Source organism: Dietzia sp. NPDC055877, assembly GCF_053615975.1.
Genome location: NZ_JBSHCV010000001.1, coordinates 446,619 through 462,698, shown reverse-complemented (window position 1 = coordinate 462,698; position 16,080 = coordinate 446,619). Strand labels below are relative to the sequence as shown.

Annotated in this window: 13 protein-coding genes; 11 read left to right on the top strand and 2 right to left on the bottom strand. The window is 62.5% G+C overall.

Annotation, left to right across the window (positions count from 1 at the left end; translation table 11 throughout):
- A partial coding sequence (locus ACWGLC_RS02165) for a SulP family inorganic anion transporter (RefSeq protein WP_452098373.1) occupies window positions 1-1,409 on the bottom strand: 1,409 nt, incomplete at its 3' end.
- A gap of 465 nt (window positions 1,410-1,874) precedes the next feature.
- Between ACWGLC_RS02165 and ACWGLC_RS02160 the strand changes: the two genes are divergently transcribed.
- Window positions 1,875-4,340, top strand: coding sequence for a LuxR C-terminal-related transcriptional regulator (locus ACWGLC_RS02160; protein ID WP_452098358.1), 2,466 nt, complete (start codon window positions 1,875-1,877; stop codon window positions 4,338-4,340).
- 35 nt (window positions 4,341-4,375) lie between these two features.
- Here the strand turns inward: ACWGLC_RS02160 and ACWGLC_RS02155 are convergent, their stop codons facing one another.
- On the bottom strand, window positions 4,376-4,774 hold the full coding sequence (locus ACWGLC_RS02155) for a DUF7144 family membrane protein (RefSeq protein WP_452098357.1): 399 nt from the start codon (window positions 4,772-4,774) through the stop codon (window positions 4,376-4,378).
- Between the two features lie 230 nt (window positions 4,775-5,004).
- Between ACWGLC_RS02155 and ACWGLC_RS02150 the strand changes: the two genes are divergently transcribed.
- The 10 genes from ACWGLC_RS02150 (at window position 5,005) to ACWGLC_RS02105 (ending at window position 16,079) form a co-directional block, all read left to right on the top strand.
- Complete coding sequence (locus tag ACWGLC_RS02150; RefSeq protein WP_452098356.1) at window positions 5,005-5,187, top strand: hypothetical protein; 183 nt, start codon at window positions 5,005-5,007, stop codon at window positions 5,185-5,187.
- Window positions 5,188-5,344: 157 nt separating this feature from the next.
- Entirely contained in the window at window positions 5,345-7,186 is a 1,842-nt protein-coding gene (locus ACWGLC_RS02145) for an alkyl/aryl-sulfatase (RefSeq protein ID WP_452098355.1), read from the top strand.
- A gap of 83 nt (window positions 7,187-7,269) precedes the next feature.
- Window positions 7,270-8,469 carry an NAD-dependent epimerase/dehydratase family protein gene (locus ACWGLC_RS02140; RefSeq protein WP_452098354.1) on the top strand — a complete coding sequence of 400 codons (1,200 nt, stop codon included), beginning with the start codon at window positions 7,270-7,272 and terminating at the stop codon, window positions 8,467-8,469.
- A complete protein-coding gene (locus ACWGLC_RS02135; protein WP_452098353.1) occupies window positions 8,462-10,393 on the top strand; it encodes a hypothetical protein in 1,932 nt (643 codons plus the stop codon). The genes ACWGLC_RS02140 and ACWGLC_RS02135 overlap by 8 nt, the downstream gene beginning before the upstream one ends.
- The gene (locus ACWGLC_RS02130; RefSeq protein WP_452098352.1) at window positions 10,390-12,252 is read left to right on the top strand and encodes a glycosyltransferase; all 1,863 of its coding nucleotides are present in this window, start codon (window positions 10,390-10,392) and stop codon (window positions 12,250-12,252) included. Before ACWGLC_RS02135 ends, ACWGLC_RS02130 begins: the two co-directional genes overlap by 4 nt.
- A 19-nt stretch (window positions 12,253-12,271) precedes the next feature.
- The gene (locus ACWGLC_RS02125; RefSeq protein ID WP_452098351.1) at window positions 12,272-12,706 is read left to right on the top strand and encodes a DUF6325 family protein; all 435 of its coding nucleotides are present in this window, start codon (window positions 12,272-12,274) and stop codon (window positions 12,704-12,706) included.
- 31 nt (window positions 12,707-12,737) lie between these two features.
- Window positions 12,738-13,061, top strand: coding sequence for an SHOCT domain-containing protein (locus tag ACWGLC_RS02120; protein ID WP_452098350.1), 324 nt, complete (start codon window positions 12,738-12,740; stop codon window positions 13,059-13,061).
- Window positions 13,062-13,115: 54 nt separating this feature from the next.
- Entirely contained in the window at window positions 13,116-13,772 is a 657-nt protein-coding gene (locus ACWGLC_RS02115; protein ID WP_452098349.1) for a GAP family protein, read from the top strand.
- Window positions 13,769-15,490 carry a SulP family inorganic anion transporter gene (locus ACWGLC_RS02110; protein WP_452098348.1) on the top strand — a complete coding sequence of 574 codons (1,722 nt, stop codon included), beginning with the start codon at window positions 13,769-13,771 and terminating at the stop codon, window positions 15,488-15,490. The genes ACWGLC_RS02115 and ACWGLC_RS02110 overlap by 4 nt, the downstream gene beginning before the upstream one ends.
- A 100-nt stretch (window positions 15,491-15,590) precedes the next feature.
- Entirely contained in the window at window positions 15,591-16,079 is a 489-nt protein-coding gene (locus ACWGLC_RS02105; protein ID WP_452098347.1) for a DUF1269 domain-containing protein, read from the top strand.
- The last annotated feature ends 1 nt before the right edge of the window (window position 16,080 follow it).

The following is a 16,080-nucleotide window of genomic DNA, read 5'->3' as shown; positions in this document are numbered from 1 at the left end:
CGATCGTCAGCCAGATCGCGAGCCCCGAAACCCCACCACCCCAAGGGACTTACCCCGTTGAAGAAAGTGACCCCCACGGTCGCGCGCCCACGTAATCGGAGTACGACCACGGCCCGGGGCACGACAGCCGGCAGGTTCGCTGCAAGAGTGTGAGCGCCCGCGTAGAGCAGACTGCCGTAGATGTCGAGGATCGTCACTTGATCCGAATGCAACCTGATCGGCAGATCGAGCTCTCGTAGGTCGGCGTCTTCGGTCGGCTGGATCTCGACGACGCGCAAATCGATGGAATCTCTGTTGAGTTGCAGTACGAGCGATAGCGCGACTCCGACGCCCACGGCAGTGGCCACTGGGAGCACGAGTGTCGACAACGCGGTGATCGTGAGGGTGACACGTCCGATTCCTCCTGCGCGGAACACCGAGACAATCTCACGAGGGCGGATCGATCGCATGGCGGCGTAGATCAACAATGCAGCCAGGGCGGGCATCGGGACCCACCCGATCACCTTTCCGGCAACGAGTACCAGCACAAGTACCAGCACTCCGCGCAGCACTACTGACCACCTGGTTCGGGCACCCAGCGCTATGTTCAGAGACGTCGCTGACACAGATCCGCCGACCGGCATCCCCTGCAAGAGGCCGGAGGCGATATTGGCGACTCCTTGGGCTGAGAAATCCCGAGCGAGCCCGCCCTTCTGCCGGTTCGGTGCGGGTACCGACTCGCGGACGCCTACGCCCTGTACCACAACGATCAGGGCCACAGCTGCCGCTCCCGCGACAAGTTCGAGCGACAGAAGCGTGACGTCCGGAAGGACGGGCATCGGCAGTCCCGTCGGCAGGTCACCAATGTCATGGACTCGAGCTACCGCATCGAACCAAGACAAGAGTGCGATCACGCTCGGAATCGCGATCGCCGCCAGCGCGCTTACTGGTACGAGTCGCGTTTTCCCGAAAAGAATCACCACCGCCAGTGTCAAAGCACCGCACAGAAGCGACGGTATGTCGATTTCATTGAGCTGCGTGACAAGAGCCAGGCCGGTGGCAAGAGCTGAAGATCCACTGGCCGTGACGCCGATCATCGTCGGAATCTGACTGGCCAGAATCGCAATGGAGATCCCCGTCAGAAATCCGGTCATGACGGAGTGGGTGATGAACCTCGTAAGGCGAGCGAACCGCGCCATCGCTGCCACGCCTATGAATAGGCCAGCAATGAGGGTGAGGAGGAATAGCGCCGAGTCACGCGTGTCGTAGGGAACGCCCTCGAGTGCTGACCCGGTCGCAAGAGCGGCGGCGCTGGTCGTCGTCACGACCATCAACGTCGTGGAAGTCCGGAGTCCGCCGAAAATCGCACCGGAGGAACTGGCGTAGAGACCGTAAATCGGATTGACACCGGCGAGTAGGCCACATGCCATTCCGTCTGGGATCGCCGACACGGCCCCTCCCAGCCCGGCGGCCACGTCACGCACAGATCGTGCACGCCGTTCACCAGTCTGTTTTCGCGGCACAGGTTCCTCCTCGCCTCGTCGTGTGACTACACAGGCAGGGCAGAAGTGACGCTAGCGACGAACTGGCCTTCTCGGCTCACCCTGCGGAGATGAAAGATCGCCGGCGCTCTATTTCGATCGCGCATTGCCACCCCATCTGTGTTCGATTGCGATAGTTTCGGATCCGAACCCAGGTTGACCAGGTGATGCCAACAACCTCTCCGTTCAGGATTTGCCATGGCGAGACGTACTCAGAGCAGCGAGTCAGAGGCCTTTGACCGGGGCAATCGAGCGATCCCTCGATTGGCGGTCACCCCGGTACACAGACATGCGATCTGCGGTCGGTTTGAACAAGCCCGGACGCTTGGTGGCGGTGTCGTCTTGGTTTGCGGTATGGCGGGAACTGGAAAGACCGTCGCGGTCTCGGAGTGGCTTGAATGCTCCGACCGCTCGGGGTCTCTGTCCGGTGTCGTATGGGTCAGCCTGGCCGAGGAGCACAACGACATCGGTACATTCTGGAGTGCGCTCCTCGCATCATTCGACATGCCGACGCCGTCGGCATTGGGTGCGCCAGAAGACAGTGGTTCGCCCTGGACAGGTGCAGAGATCGTGGTCAGGTGCCTAGATCGGATCGCTGGATCGCCGATCCTCGTCCTGGACGACGTCCACGTCATCTACGACCCCCTTACTCTGGCCGGCCTGACGCACCTGTTGGAAATGCTCCCTGTCCATGTCACGGTCGTGTTGGCGTCGCGATTCCCGCCAGCCATCCCGTGGCACCAGCTCGATCTCAAGGGGGCGCTGGTACGAATCGGTTCCGCGGACTTGATGTTCAGCAAAAGCGATACACGTAGCCTGCTCGCGGCGTCCGGGGTGCACGTCCACGAGGACCAACTGGACGTGGTCACCGAGATCTGCGGCGGGTGGGCAGCGATGGTTCGCATGACCGCTCTCTTGCTGGCAACGGCGGAAGACAGTACGGGTGTCCTGACATCAGTCGCCGCAATGGGCGATCCGGCGATATCGGACTTCCTTACTGGAGAACTGCTCGACACGATCAGTGACGAGCATCGCGATTTCCTGTTGCGCACCGCGGTGCCGGAGGAACTCGACGCCGATCTCGCCACCGAATTAGCCGGGCCCCGCGCTTCAGATCTGCTGACCGAGGTCCTCGACCGACAGTTCCCGCTCCTGCGCACCGGGTCCGCTGGTGTCGAGACCTATAGGTATCACCCGCTGTTGAGGGCACACCTGAAATCCGAACTCGTGAGAAGGATCGGCTCCGACGGTGTCCGCCGGCTCGAACTGCAGGTCGGACGATGGTATGCAAAGCTACAAGAACCCCTGCCTGCGATCCGACACCTCGTCGCGTCACACGATCGATACGAACTGTCGAAATGCTTGCTCGAGCTGGGACCGAAGGCTGTGCTCGGCCCCCGCGGCCGCGCCTTTCTCCGGGCCCTGGACAAGGCGCCGCCAGATCTCGCCGACGACCCGTTGGTTCATCTTCTCCGTAGCATTCACGGGATTGTGCACAATGCGCTAGCCGAAGCAGACGCGTTTCTACAGGCCGCGTCCAATCGCTCCTCGTCAATTTGTCCTGCGGACTTGTTCGATCGCCTGCACCGCGCCATCGATATCGATATCCGCGCCAGGCTCGGGGGGGACGTGATGCGCGACGTAATCCCAGCAGCGGTCCACGACAATCGCGAAATTGAGGCCTACGTTGCGGTCCAGCAAGCGAAACTCGAATTCACCACTGCAAGTGAGGCAGAGGTGGACCACCAGTTGCATGTCGCGCTCAGCAAAGCCGAGTACGCGGGATGTCCCGGACCGCATCTCGAAGCCCTGACGATGCTGGCAATCATCGACGGAGTGAACGATCAGTTCACCTCGATGGGTACGCGTGCACGCACCGGGGCCCGGTTCGCGGCGGCAGCAGGGGTAACTGAAAACGGCGACTACCATCGTTGCGCGGTGATGCTCCGCTACTTCGATTTCCTCACCGGTACACATTCAGATGGCGTGATCGATGACCCCGTCGACTTGATTGTCGGCCCAGATGGAGTCGCAGTCCCCATTGCGGGATGGGACTGGTGCGCACTATCGGCTCTCGTACGGTTCCCGACTTCGCAGGACAAACCGCAGGCCGCCCAAAACATCGCAGATGCGACCAGCGCCGCACTGCGGGACGCGGCCGTGCATCCACTATCTGCACCGCTAGTGCCATTCGCGATCCAGGCGTTGGTCGCGACACATGAACTCGGCCTCGCTCAACGCATCATCGAGATGGCCAACGAGGTCTTCGGTCCGCGACCCGAGTGCTCTGTCGCCGGCGCGATCCTCGAACTCGCGCGAGGGCGCTCAAGAAGATGCCCGGGCATTCTGGACGCCGTTCTGTCCCGGCCAGGTCTTCGCCTCCCCACTGCTATCCAGGCTCATCTACTGCGGGCCATCGTGCGGGCTGATTCAGGACATGAAAGCGGCTCGTTCGACGATCTCGAGACCGCGGTCATTCTGGCCGGGCCCCAGCACCTGGTCCAGCCGTTCCTCGCGATCGATGGGGTAGTACCGCTGGTCGACACGCACCTGGGCAGGTTCGGGCGACTAGACACCTTCGTGGAGGATATTCGGATCCGACCGGACGCTCTTCACTACTCGACAAGCATCATTCTCACCCCGGCAGAGCGACGCGTCCTCCAGCACCTTCCATCCCCGCGGACTACCCAGGAGATTGCCGACAGTCTCTTTCTGTCGGTCAATACGGTCAAGACCCACCTGCGCGGTGTCTACGGCAAGTTGGGCGCCGCATCCCGCAGGGACGCCGTCACGGCAGCACGCCTAGCAGGTCTGCTGTAAGGCGCAGAGTCCTGACAGTAGTTTTCGCCGACTGTTCATCGACCGGTGTCCCACGTCGAGAGCGCCCAGATCACCACGATGTCCAGAGCGATGATCAAGATCGCCCACAGCGGGTAGTACGGTAGCCACAAGAAGTTGGCGATTATCGACAGGCACGCCAAGAGGATCGCGGTGAACCTGGCCCACGTCGCTCCCGCAATCAACGCGACGGCGACGATGACGACGAGAGCGCCCACGATCAGATGAATCCAGCCCCAGGTCGTCGTGTCGAACGCAAAGGTGTACTCGACACCGATCACCAAGAGCTCATCCGATGCGATCGCCGCGATGCCTTGAAGTAGCGATACCACTCCCGTCACGAGCAAGATGAGCGCGGCCGCGATAGACCCGCCTGCAGCGAAACCCTGCTTGATCCCCACCTGGGATGATGTCATTTCCAGACCCCCTTCATGTGAGCCCGCGGGCTTGACGCCGGCGGGGACTGTTCCGGGTTTGATTGCATACGATTCTCATCCGTTCCACCTCGCCCTATTCAGGTGATCTCCGGATCTCACCGCCCACGGATGAGGCGCCAACGTCGCGTGGGCGTCATCCTGACGGGAACAACGGAGGAGCGATCATGCAACCGCATTCGTGGCCCAGAGGTGTCCGCTACTCGTTCACCGTGGCAGGCGAACTGTCCGAGCGTGCTCTTGCGGCATTCCCAGAACTTCGAGTCTCGGAGATTCCGGGCGCATACACCAAGCTCTACGGTTCGGTCTCTGACCCGACCGAACTGCGGGGGATGCTGGCCAGATTTGATGTGCTCGGGATCGTGCTCGTCGAGTTAACCCGTCTGCCCGACTGACCGCACCGGCGACCAGATTTCACAAGCTCGCTTGTGGGGCGGCCGCGGGGCCCGGCGACGATTCACCTGTCCCGGGTGAGGTGACCAATCCGTCATTCGAGAGATAGTCGACGCCTATCCATTGATTTCCCACCAACACCACGGGGAGCTGACCCACATGACCGAATTCGCTGACGACGGCCAAGACTTCACCGACGCGGAGCGAGGGTTCATCGCCGCCCTCGAACCAGGAATCGTAACGAACGCCTCGGGGGAGACCGTGTGGGACAGCGATGTCTACCGCTTCCTCGACGAAGACTGCCCGGACACGGTCAACCCCAGCTTGTGGCGTCAGTCGAGATTGTGTGCGATGCAGGGACTGTACGAGATCGCCGAGGGCATCTATCAGATCCGCGGGCTGGACCTGTCGAACATGACCCTCGTCGAGGGCTCCACCGGTGTCATCGTCATCGACCCACTCATCTCAATTGAAACGGCAGCGGCCGGACTGGCCTTGTACCGGGAGAATCGTGGGGACCGGCCGGTGACCGGGGTGATCTACTCACACTGCCACATCGACCACTTTGGTGGCGTCAAGGGAGTGACAACCCAAGAAGAGGTAGAAGCAGGTCGCTGCCCGGTTCTGGCGCCGGCCGGCTTCGTGGAACATGCCGTCTCGGAGAACGTCTACGCAGGCACCGCAATGGGACGCCGTGCAGCGTACATGTACGGAGCGGCCTTGCCACGTGGGCCACGTGGAGCCATCGGAGCCGGACTCGGGCCGACCACGTCCACGGGAACCCCGACGCTGATCGCCCCCACCATCCACATCGAACACTCGGGACAGACCGAGACGCTCGACGGCGTGCGCATCGAGTTCCAGCTCACCCCTGGCACAGAGGCCCCCGCTGAGATGAACTTCTACTTTCCTGACCGCCGCGCATTGTGCATGGCAGAGAACGCGACGCACACCCTCCACAACCTGCTCACGCTACGCGGGGCGCTGGTGCGCGATCCGCACATCTGGGCGAAGTACCTTACCGAGGCCATCAATCGATACGCCCCCAAGTCGGACGTCCTGTTCGCCTCCCATCACTGGCCCACCTGGGGCACCGACCGGCTCACCGAGTTCCTGTGCACCCAGCGGGATCTGTACGGGTACCTCCACGACCAGACGCTGCGCGCGATCAACAAGGGCTCCACCGGAATCGAGATCGCGGAGCAGATCCAGTTGCCGCCGGCCGTCGAACGCGCCTGGCACACCAACGGTTACTACGGATCGGTCAGCCACAATGTTAAAGCGATCTACCAGCGCTACATGGGATGGTTCGACGGCAACCCCGCAACCCTCTGGGAGCACCCTCCTGTCGCGGCGGCACTGCGGCATGTCGAGTTTATGGGCGGGACAGAGGCCGTCCTGGAGAAGGCGCAACGGTCATTCGAAGAAGGCGACTTCCGTTGGGTCGCGCAGGTCGTCAATTACGTGATCTTCGCCGACCCCGATAACGCCGATGCGAGGACCCTCCAGGCGGACACCTTCGAACAGCTCGGCTACGGCGCCGAGAATGGAACCTGGCGCAACTTTTACCTCATGGGAGCCTACGAACTCCGCCACGGGAAGGTAGGAACCCCCACCGTTGCTGCGTCGGACGACATAACCGCCGCGCTCAACGTCGAGCAGATCTTCGATGCGGTCGCGTTGATGATCGACGGGCCGCGCGCATGGGACGCCCGAATCACCATCGACTGGCAGCTCTCCGGGGCAGGAACCGTCCATCGGACCCAGCTGACAAACGGGCTTCTCGTCCACTTCGACGTCGTCGACGCCGGACTTCCCGATCCGGACGTCACTCTCTCACTCTCGAACGAGGCACTCCACGCCCTGCTGCTGGGCGGCGGGGACCTAAAGGCGTTGATCGCAGACGGGTCCGTCGATGCCGACGGCAACCCCTCCGTGCTCTCAGAGCTGGTCGGCTATCTCGATCAACCCGACCCGGACTTCGCCATCGTCACACCGTAGAGAGCCCACGAGCCCTCATCCACGATACGAACGTCAGCGGACACCACGCGCTGTCCGACAGAAGTGACTGAGATGGGTCCCTCATGCGAATTCTCATACTCGGCGGCGACGGGTTCTGCGGTTGGCCGACCGCGCTCCACCTCTGCTCACATGGGCACGAGGTGACCATCGTGGACAGTTTGGTCCGGCGCCGGATCGACGAAGAGCTCGGGACCCGGTCCCTCACTCCGATACGTCCGCTTCATGAACGACTCGAGGCATGGAAAGAGGTGACCGGTCTCGAGATCGACAGTGTGGAAATCGATCTCGCCACCGACTATCCGGCGCTGAGGGAGCTGCTGCAGTCGACGCAGCCGGACGCCGTGGTCCACTTCGCCGAACAGCGTGCTGCCCCGTACTCCATGAAGTCCCCAGATCACAAGCGATACACCATCCACAACAACCTCGGAGCCACCCACAACCTTCTCTCCGCTGTGGTCGACGTGGATATCGATTGCCATATCGTCCACCTGGGAACCATGGGTGTCTACGGATACGAGTCGTCGCCGGTGGACCTTCCAGAGGGGTACCTCACCATCTCCTACCCTGATCGGGCCGGCCGACCCATTTCCAGGGAAATCCTCTATCCCACCCAACCAGGCAGCGTCTACCACCTGAGCAAATCCCTGGATCAACTGCTGTTCCAGTTCTACGAAAAGAATGACGGCCTGCGCATCACAGACCTGCACCAAGGCATCGTATGGGGCACCCAGACCGACGAGACCGAACTCGACCCACGGCTGGTGAATCGTTTCGACTACGACGGAGACTTCGGGACCGTTCTGAACCGATTTCTGGTCCAAGCCGCTATCGGATATCCCCTCACCGTGCACGGCACCGGTGGTCAGACCCGGGCCTTCATCAACATCCGCGACACCGTCCGATGCGTCCGCCTGGCCGTCGAATCCGTTACCCAGGTGCACGGCCGGGTACGGGTGATCAACCAGGTGACCGAGACACACCGGGTCTCCGACCTGGCGGCCGTCGTCGCCGAGCTTCTCGGGGCAGAAGTCGGCGTGGTCCCCAATCCGCGACACGAAGCCGATGAGAACGAGCTAGAGGTCCGAAACGATCAGCTCCTGGGCCTCGGATTGGTCCCGATCACCCTAGAGAACGGATTGCTGGCCGAATCCATCGCGATCGCCCAGAGGTACGCGGACCGCATCGACCGCGATCACATCCTGTGCACCTCCTTCTGGAACCGCGAGCGCGAGGCCGCCGCCGAGAGGGTCGTCCATGGATGACGACGACACCCCTGCCCCCGACCGCCCAGGGAACCTGCCCTCTTCCCGATCGCAATTGCAAGACGACGATGAGGCCCTCCCCGACTACTTCCCGGGAGAGTCCAACAGAACCGTTCCAGTGTCCGCATGGTGGGTCCTCGGTCTCGCGGTGGTCCTACTCCTGGCCTTCATCCTCGGCCGCCCGCTGTTGTCAGGGCCGGGCGATGACGTGGTGACTGCCTTGGACGTTCCGGACACCCGACACTTTGCCTCCACTCTGACCGGGCTCGGGCGCGAAGACGGGATCTGGCTCACCGACGACACCCCGTCTTCATCGTTCCTCGTCTCATTGCCCGTCGATTCGTCGCGTGAACACACACGGCTGCGCTTGTCCGGCACCACCCAGGTGCCCGAGCACAGCACCGTGTTCCTAAGGGTGGCGATGGACGGACAGCAAGTCTGGGAGGTCGAGTTGCCGAGCGGGGAAAACAATCTCGATGAAGCGATAGACGTCCCGAATCAGGCAGCAGAAGACGGAAAACTCCGGGTTCGCGTGAGCACCCGGGGTTTCCTCCACACCGAGGTCTGCACCCCGGAACGCTCAGCCGGAGCGGTCATTCATCTTGATCCCGAAACCGTGGTGGAAGCATCGCTGTCCGAACCCATCCACACTGTTCGGGACGCGGTCGCCGCCTGGGATCGCGACCTGACGGTGGTCCTCGCCGACCAGGGTGACGAATGGGCCTCCACGTCCGCGGACCTCGGTGTCGCGTTGATGCGGTCCGGGTACGCCGTCACCTATTCCGATCAGCTCCCCGACGGCGACCTCGCCAACACGATCCTCGTGGGCCCGCCCGAACGACTCATCGAGGTGGCGGGCTGGAATGGGGAAGCCACCGACAGCTCAAGCATCACGCTGGGAACGATCGAAGACGTGCCCGTTCTGGGCGTCGTCGAGCCGGAACCACGACTCGCGGCCGATTTCCTCTCGACTTCGGCGGTGTCTGTGGGCAGTAATGCGCAATCCGATCCACGGGCACTCTCCGTCTCGCCCCGGGAAGACCCCACGAGCCTCGGGAATCTCGGTGCAGACCTCACCCAGATCGAGATCACCGAGACACACAGCTGGAACACGAAATTTTCACTCGCCGATCTCCCCAATGGGCGCCTGCCGGAATCAGTGCGCGTCGACCTGCAGATGCCCGCTTCTCCCGCAGATCTGATATGGATCCTCAATGTCTCCCTGAACGGCCGTCTCTTGACAAGTCGACCACTCGGCCCGTCCGGATCCGAGATCGTCCCGTTGCCACCATCGGAGCAGCTCGTCGAGAACAACCTGACACTCACCGTGCAGAGCGATCGCGATCACGGCGGATGCGATGTGCGCCCGACAAGCTACCCGATGCAGCTTCTCCCCTCCTCCGGGCTAGTTCTCTCTGACGAACCAGGAACCGGATTCACCGCGATACCGGGCGAGCTGGCTCCCGGATACGACGTCTACGCCCCCAGCGGCGAAGAAGCGTCGATGATCGATACGTTGAACGCCCTCGTTCCGGTTATCGCCGTGTTTTCCGGTCCGCAGGACTACCCCCAGTACAGATGGGGGCTCTCACCGCGGCCGGGCGCGCCGTTCATCGTGGTGGGCCCCAACCCGGTGGTGATCGCCCCCGTACACGTCGAGAACAACCGCCTCGTCGCCGGCGGCGACGACAGCTCACAGCTCGATCTCGCACCGTTCGACAACGGGGCCGTCATCCAGTGCGCGACCGGGCCGGACGGGAGCACCGGACTGTCCATTCAGTCGACTGCGGGATCTGTAGGAACGCCACTCCCGACTTTCGGCCGAGAGTGTGTACAGGTGAGCACTCCCGGAGGCGGATTCACACTCGACTCCCACGGTGCTCTGGTGACCGCCGAGGCCACCCGGGCGAGCGCACCACGATGACGACGAAACGTCGCGATCTGCCGGTGCCCACTGCGATCGCCAACCACTACCGCTCGGTAGACAGCGCACCGCCGAAGTACGCCGTCGATCGGCCAGCGAGCGCCAGCAACGGGTTCCTCATCGTTTTCACGGCGTTGAGCATCATCAGCCTGACCACGCTGACCGCGTTAGTAAGCGCCGGTGTCCTGGATCAAAATGATCCGGTCCTGCTTGCAGGCGACCGTGGAAACGTCCTCATGCCGACCCGCCTGTTCGTCGCGGTCTTCTTCGTCACCTACGCCGCGCACGTCTACTCGAACCGGTGGCGGCGTGTGTTTCTCGGCTGCTCGCTGCTCGGCAAGTTCGCGGTGGTGTGTGCGGTGGTCGACGTAGGCGGTTGGGCACTGTACGAACTCAATCTGCTTACTGTGCCGATCTTCGCGCAGCAGGTGATTTCTGGGCTCCTCGCACTGGCTGTTTTCCCTCATACGATCATGCGACAAGCCCATCTCCCTCCGGCGAGACGCGGCCGTCGCACTCCCCGAACCCCGGCGAGCGCCTACGTCACGATGTTGCTGTGCCTCATCACCGCCATGCTCATCGCCGCGCTGATCGAGCAGGTGTTCTTCAGAGCGGTCGTGGATCTACGACAGTGGGCACTACTCGGGGGGATGGGCCCGGGAGTGTTCCTCGTGCAGCAACTATTTGCCGCCTTCACCGCGATCTTCGGGTGGAGAGCGCTCAACCGTTCACGGCGGTCCATCTACACGCCTCCGTTGGCTGTGCTGGTGCCCGCCCACGATGAGGCTCACGACATCGCGGCCACCATCGCGGCAGTGGAGCGCTCAGCTATCGGCTACCCGGCTCGGATCCACCTCTACATCGTCGACAACGCCTCAACTGATGCGACGGTCGAGATGGCCGCACAGGCGCTCGGTGAATGCACGGTCATCACCGGCGAAGTGATCGAATGCAGGACACCGGGCAAGGCGATCGCCCTCAATATGGGACTTGAGCACATCACCGAAGACTTCGTCGTACGCATCGACGCCGACACGGTGATCGCACCGGGCTGTCTGCAGACCGCCTTGCGGCACTTCGCTGATCCGACGGTCGGTTCGGTGGGGGGATTACCGCTGCCCGCCACACAAGTGAACTGGATTGACAGGGTGCGGTTGGTCGAAGTCCTGTTGCGGCACGGCTTTTTTCAAGTCTCGCTGTTCGGCTACCGGGGAGTACTCGGGGTGCCTGGCATGTTCTCGGTGTACCGGCGGGATGTGTTGCTGGAGGTGGGTGGGATCGTCGAGGGGATGAACGGGGAGGACACCGACATCTGCCTTCGAATGGACTTCGCAGGGTATCACACGGTCTCGGATCCGAAAGCCGTCTACTACAGCGAGACCCCCACGTCGTACGCGCATCTTCGCGAACAGCGGATCCGCTGGTTCCGCAGCATCTACCACATCGCCGCTCACAACGGTACGCCGATCTTCGACCGTCGTTCCATTACCGGGACCTTCGTGCTCCCCTTTCAGCTCGTCAATGCGGCGAGACGAGCGATGCTCGCACCGATCCTGATCTACGCGCTCCTGGTGGAGCTCATCTTCCGGCCGGTCGCCGGAGACATTCGGTGGCAACCGATCGTCGCGACGGTGCTGGGTATGCAGATGATCGTGGCTCTTCTCGTGTGTTTGTTCTGGTGGAAGAGGACCATCAGATATATCCCCGCCTATCTCGCGTTCCGGGTTCTGCGAAGCTACTTCACCATCGGTGCCGCGTTGAGCCTTGTGTATCCACCGCTCCAGCCCGGATGGAAAGACTTGCGCCGGTCGACCGGCGCATCGACATCATCCCCTTCGGGTGAAGCGAAAAGTCGTTAGCGGCGGAATTATTCAGGACATGACGCAGCAACCAGTCTCTCTGGGACCCGTCGAACTGGTGGTCCTGTCGTTTCCTGGAAACCAGATTGATGGTGCGGTGGGGAGGGCATTCGCTGACGTGATCGCCAATGAGTGCGCCACGGTGGTGGACCTGATCTATCTGGCCAAGGACGCGAAGGGCGCCGTCGACCAGATCGAGATCGACGATTCTCTGGCCGGAACGGGGCTGGAGGGCATCTCGGTCGAGTCGCTCGGCCTCGTCAACGACGATGACCTCGAGGTAATCCGTTCCTCGATGGAACCCGACACAGCAGCGGTGGTACTCGTGTACGAGCAGACCTGGGCTCGCGAGCTCGCGCGTGAGGTCCGCGGCGCTGGCGGCGAGGTGTCACTGCACGTCCAGGTCCCCCGAGACGCGATCGACGCGGCGCTTTCAGTGCCGTCCGAAAGCTAACTCCTGCATTCTTCGTGAGAAAGGCTTCTCAATGGTTCTCCGCAGAGGTCGTATGGGCCGCCCGGGCCTGCTCGGGGCGGTGGCCCGGACAGCCGTCATCTCAGGGACCGCCACGGCCACCTCAAATGCCGTCAACAGGCGAAGCCAACAGCGAGCCGGCGAGCCGCGGGTCTACGCTGCACAGGAACCTGGCCGCTCCCCGGAGTCGCAGACCTACCCGCCGGCGCCGGCGGCGGCTGGACCCGGGGATTCCGAAAACCTCGTCACCCAGCTCAGGTCGCTCGGTGAGCTCCACACTTCCGGCGTACTTTCCGACGAGGAATTCGCCGCGGCAAAAAGACAGCTGCTGGGCTGAGTCATCCAGAACAGGTGACGCGCTCGCGGCAGGGCCGCTGATTGACTCGCTGATATGGGCACCTCAATAGGAGAAGTTCTCCCCCTTGCCGTCGGTGTGGCGATCTCACCGATCCCGATCATTGCGGTCATCCTCATGTTGTTGTCCCGGAACGCGGGCGCGACTAGTGCCGGATTCGGCCTCGGTTGGATAGTCGGGATCCTCGCTGTATCCGGAGTGGCAATCACCGTTGCAGGGTCTATCAATTCTGATGACGGGGCAGGCCCGATCATCGGGTGGGTCAAGGTCGCCCTCGGTGTTCTCCTGATCTTCCTGGCGTTCAAGCAATGGAGATCACGCGCTGACACCTCACCTCCGAAGTGGATGCAGGCGATCGACGAGTTCACGTTCGTCAAGGCGACCGGTCTTGGGCTCGTACTGTCCGCGGTGAACCCCAAGAATCTGCTGCTATGCGTGTCAGCGGGCGTCGCGATCGGCGGCGCCGATCTGCCCACCGGCAGCGTGATGGTGGTGTGGCTGGTCTTCACGATCTTGGCGGCCTGCTCCGTCCTGATACCTGTCGTCGGCTACGCGGTGGCCGCTGATCGCATGTCCGGCGTCCTCGATCGCACCAAGACCTGGCTGCAGATCAATAACCACGCCGTGATGGCGGTCGTGTTGCTGATCATTGGTGTGACAGTCTTCGGCAAGGGCCTCGGCGGACTGTCATGACAACGCGGGCCACCTCAGCATGGCCGGTCTTCGGCTCACTGCAGGGTTATCGCGCATCGTGGATCCGCCCCGACATCATCGCCGGGATGACCGTGTGGGCCGTCCTCGTGCCAGAGGCGCTGGCATACGCGACCATCGCGGGCGTCCCCCCGGTGATCGGGCTCTACGCGGCCATCCCCTCCCTGATCCTGTACGCGGCAGCGGGGAGCTCACGGCACCTCGTGGTCGGGCCGATGTCGGCCACCGCCGCATTGTCGGCCGCGATAGTCGCGCCGATCGCCGGCGCTGACGACGGTAGGTTTCTCGCGCTGTCGACGGTGCTGGCGATCACGACCGGCATCGTCGGCCTGATCGCCGGTTTCGCCCGTCTCGGATTTATCGCGTCATTCATATCCGAACCAGTGCTCAAGGGCTTCATCGTGGGGCTCGCCTTGACCATCATCATCGGGCAGGTACCCAAGCTCCTCGGGGTCGAAAAGGTCGAGGGAAACTTCTTCGCACAGGCGTGGGGCGTGATCAAAGGGCTGCCCGACACCGAATGGCGAGCCATGGTCGTCGGCGCGGCGTGTCTCATAGTGGTAGTCGGATTGAAGCGATGGATGCCTCTGGTACCCGGGGCCCTCGTCGCCGTCGCGCTCGGGATCGGGCTCGTAGCCCTCTTCGGACTCGACGAGAAGGGCGTGGCGATCGTCGGGCAGATCGATTCCGGCCTACCTGACCTCGGATTGCCCGAGGGCCTTTCGTTCCACGACTACATTGACCTGCTCGGCCCCGCGGTCGGAGTGTTGTTGATCGGGTTCGCGGAAGGCCTGGGAGCCGCCAAGACCTACGCGGTAAAGAATGGCTACACCGTAGACCCCAACCGTGAACTACTCGGTCTCGGTGCCGCCAACCTCGGCTCAGGGCTCAGCTCGGGCATGGTGGTCAACGGGAGTCTGTCCAAGACTGCAGTGAACGGCGGGGCGGGTGCCAGGACGCAGGTCAGCGGTCTCGTCGTGGCTTTGATGGTGGTATTGACGCTGCTATTCCTCACCGGGTTGTTCGAGCAACTACCGGATGCGGCATTGGCTGCGATTGTGATCGCTGCTGTGGTCGAGCTCGTTGATTTCACTGCTTTGCGTCGCCTGTACCGGGTCTGGACTGATCGACTCGGAAGTATCTACGGGCAGGCTGCGCGTCCGGATTTCGCAGCTGCAATCGCCGCGATGCTGGGCGTGCTGCTGTTCGATACGCTCCCTGGACTGATGATCGGGATTGGCATCTCCATGCTTCTGTTGCTGTACCGGTCGTCGCGACCGCACGTCGCGACGCTGGTGGAAGACGGCGATCGGTGGGTGGATATCGAAACGCATCCCCGCGCCGACGACCACAACGGCACTGACAATACGGGGGTGTTGGTCGTGCGGGTCGAGAGCGGTTTGTACTTCGCAAACGCCGACTTCGTGCGCACTCACCTCGAGCAGCGGTGCACCCCAGGGGTACGGCACATTGTTCTGGATGCGCAGACGTCGCCGTTCATCGACGTCAGCGCAGCGCAGATGCTCCTCGAACTGCGCGATGCACTAGCCCGCAAGGGAGTCACACTGCGAGTGGCGCGCGGTATCGGCCAGTTCGACGACGTCTTGAAGCAGACCGGCTCAGACACTATGCCGCTAGCGGTATATCCGACCGTGCGTGCCGCCGTCGCGGATCCCGACGGAACCGGTCACCCCAGCTGACATCTGACGGGATTCACCCCTTGCGTATGAAGAAGGCGGCGCTGCGGCGTCCTAGCGTCCTTGATGTCAGCGTAATCATCTCTCTGGAACGAGGACGATCATGGCCGGAACATTAACCGTATGGAAGTTCGACACCGACTCCGGTGCCGATGCAGCTGTCGAAACGCTCAAAAACCTGCAAAAGCAGGAACTGATCACTGTGCACGATGCAGCCGTCGTGAGCTGGGCCGCGGGAGCGAAGAAGCCGAAGACCAGGCAGCTCAATAATCTCGCTGGGATCGGTGCGCTGGGAGGAACTTTCTGGGGACTATTGTTCGGCATTCTGTTCTTTGTACCGCTTCTCGGTGCAGCAGTCGGTGCAGGCATCGGGGCCTTGTCCGGTTCCCTGTCTGACGTCGGAATCGACGACAGCTTCATCAATCAGCTCAAGGAAAAGATCACGCCGGGGACATCAGCTCTATTCGTCCTGACTTCGGACGCCAAGGTAGACCGGGTCCACGAAGAGTTCAGGGATCAGAGGGCCGAACTGGTGTCCACGAACCTGACCCATGACCAGGAAGCGGCGCTACGCGAGGTATTCGCCGACTAAT

Excerpts from the sequence above, each read along its gene's own strand:
- ACWGLC_RS02140 (WP_452098354.1), top strand. The coding sequence starts at position 7,270 with ATGCGAATTCTCATACTCGGCGGCGACGGGTTCTGCGGTTGGCCGACC.
- ACWGLC_RS02120 (WP_452098350.1), top strand. The coding sequence starts at position 12,738 with ATGGTTCTCCGCAGAGGTCGTATGGGCCGCCCGGGCCTGCTCGGGGCG.
- ACWGLC_RS02145 (WP_452098355.1), top strand. The coding sequence starts at position 5,345 with ATGACCGAATTCGCTGACGACGGCCAAGACTTCACCGACGCGGAGCGA.
- ACWGLC_RS02115 (WP_452098349.1), top strand. The coding sequence starts at position 13,116 with ATGGGCACCTCAATAGGAGAAGTTCTCCCCCTTGCCGTCGGTGTGGCG.
- ACWGLC_RS02155 (WP_452098357.1), bottom strand. The coding sequence starts at position 4,774 with ATGACATCATCCCAGGTGGGGATCAAGCAGGGTTTCGCTGCAGGCGGG.
- ACWGLC_RS02110 (WP_452098348.1), top strand. The coding sequence starts at position 13,769 with ATGACAACGCGGGCCACCTCAGCATGGCCGGTCTTCGGCTCACTGCAG.
- ACWGLC_RS02105 (WP_452098347.1), top strand. The coding sequence starts at position 15,591 with ATGGCCGGAACATTAACCGTATGGAAGTTCGACACCGACTCCGGTGCC.
- ACWGLC_RS02125 (WP_452098351.1), top strand. The coding sequence starts at position 12,272 with ATGACGCAGCAACCAGTCTCTCTGGGACCCGTCGAACTGGTGGTCCTG.
- ACWGLC_RS02160 (WP_452098358.1), top strand. The coding sequence starts at position 1,875 with ATGGCGGGAACTGGAAAGACCGTCGCGGTCTCGGAGTGGCTTGAATGC.
- ACWGLC_RS02130 (WP_452098352.1), top strand. The coding sequence starts at position 10,390 with ATGACGACGAAACGTCGCGATCTGCCGGTGCCCACTGCGATCGCCAAC.
- ACWGLC_RS02135 (WP_452098353.1), top strand. The coding sequence starts at position 8,462 with ATGGATGACGACGACACCCCTGCCCCCGACCGCCCAGGGAACCTGCCC.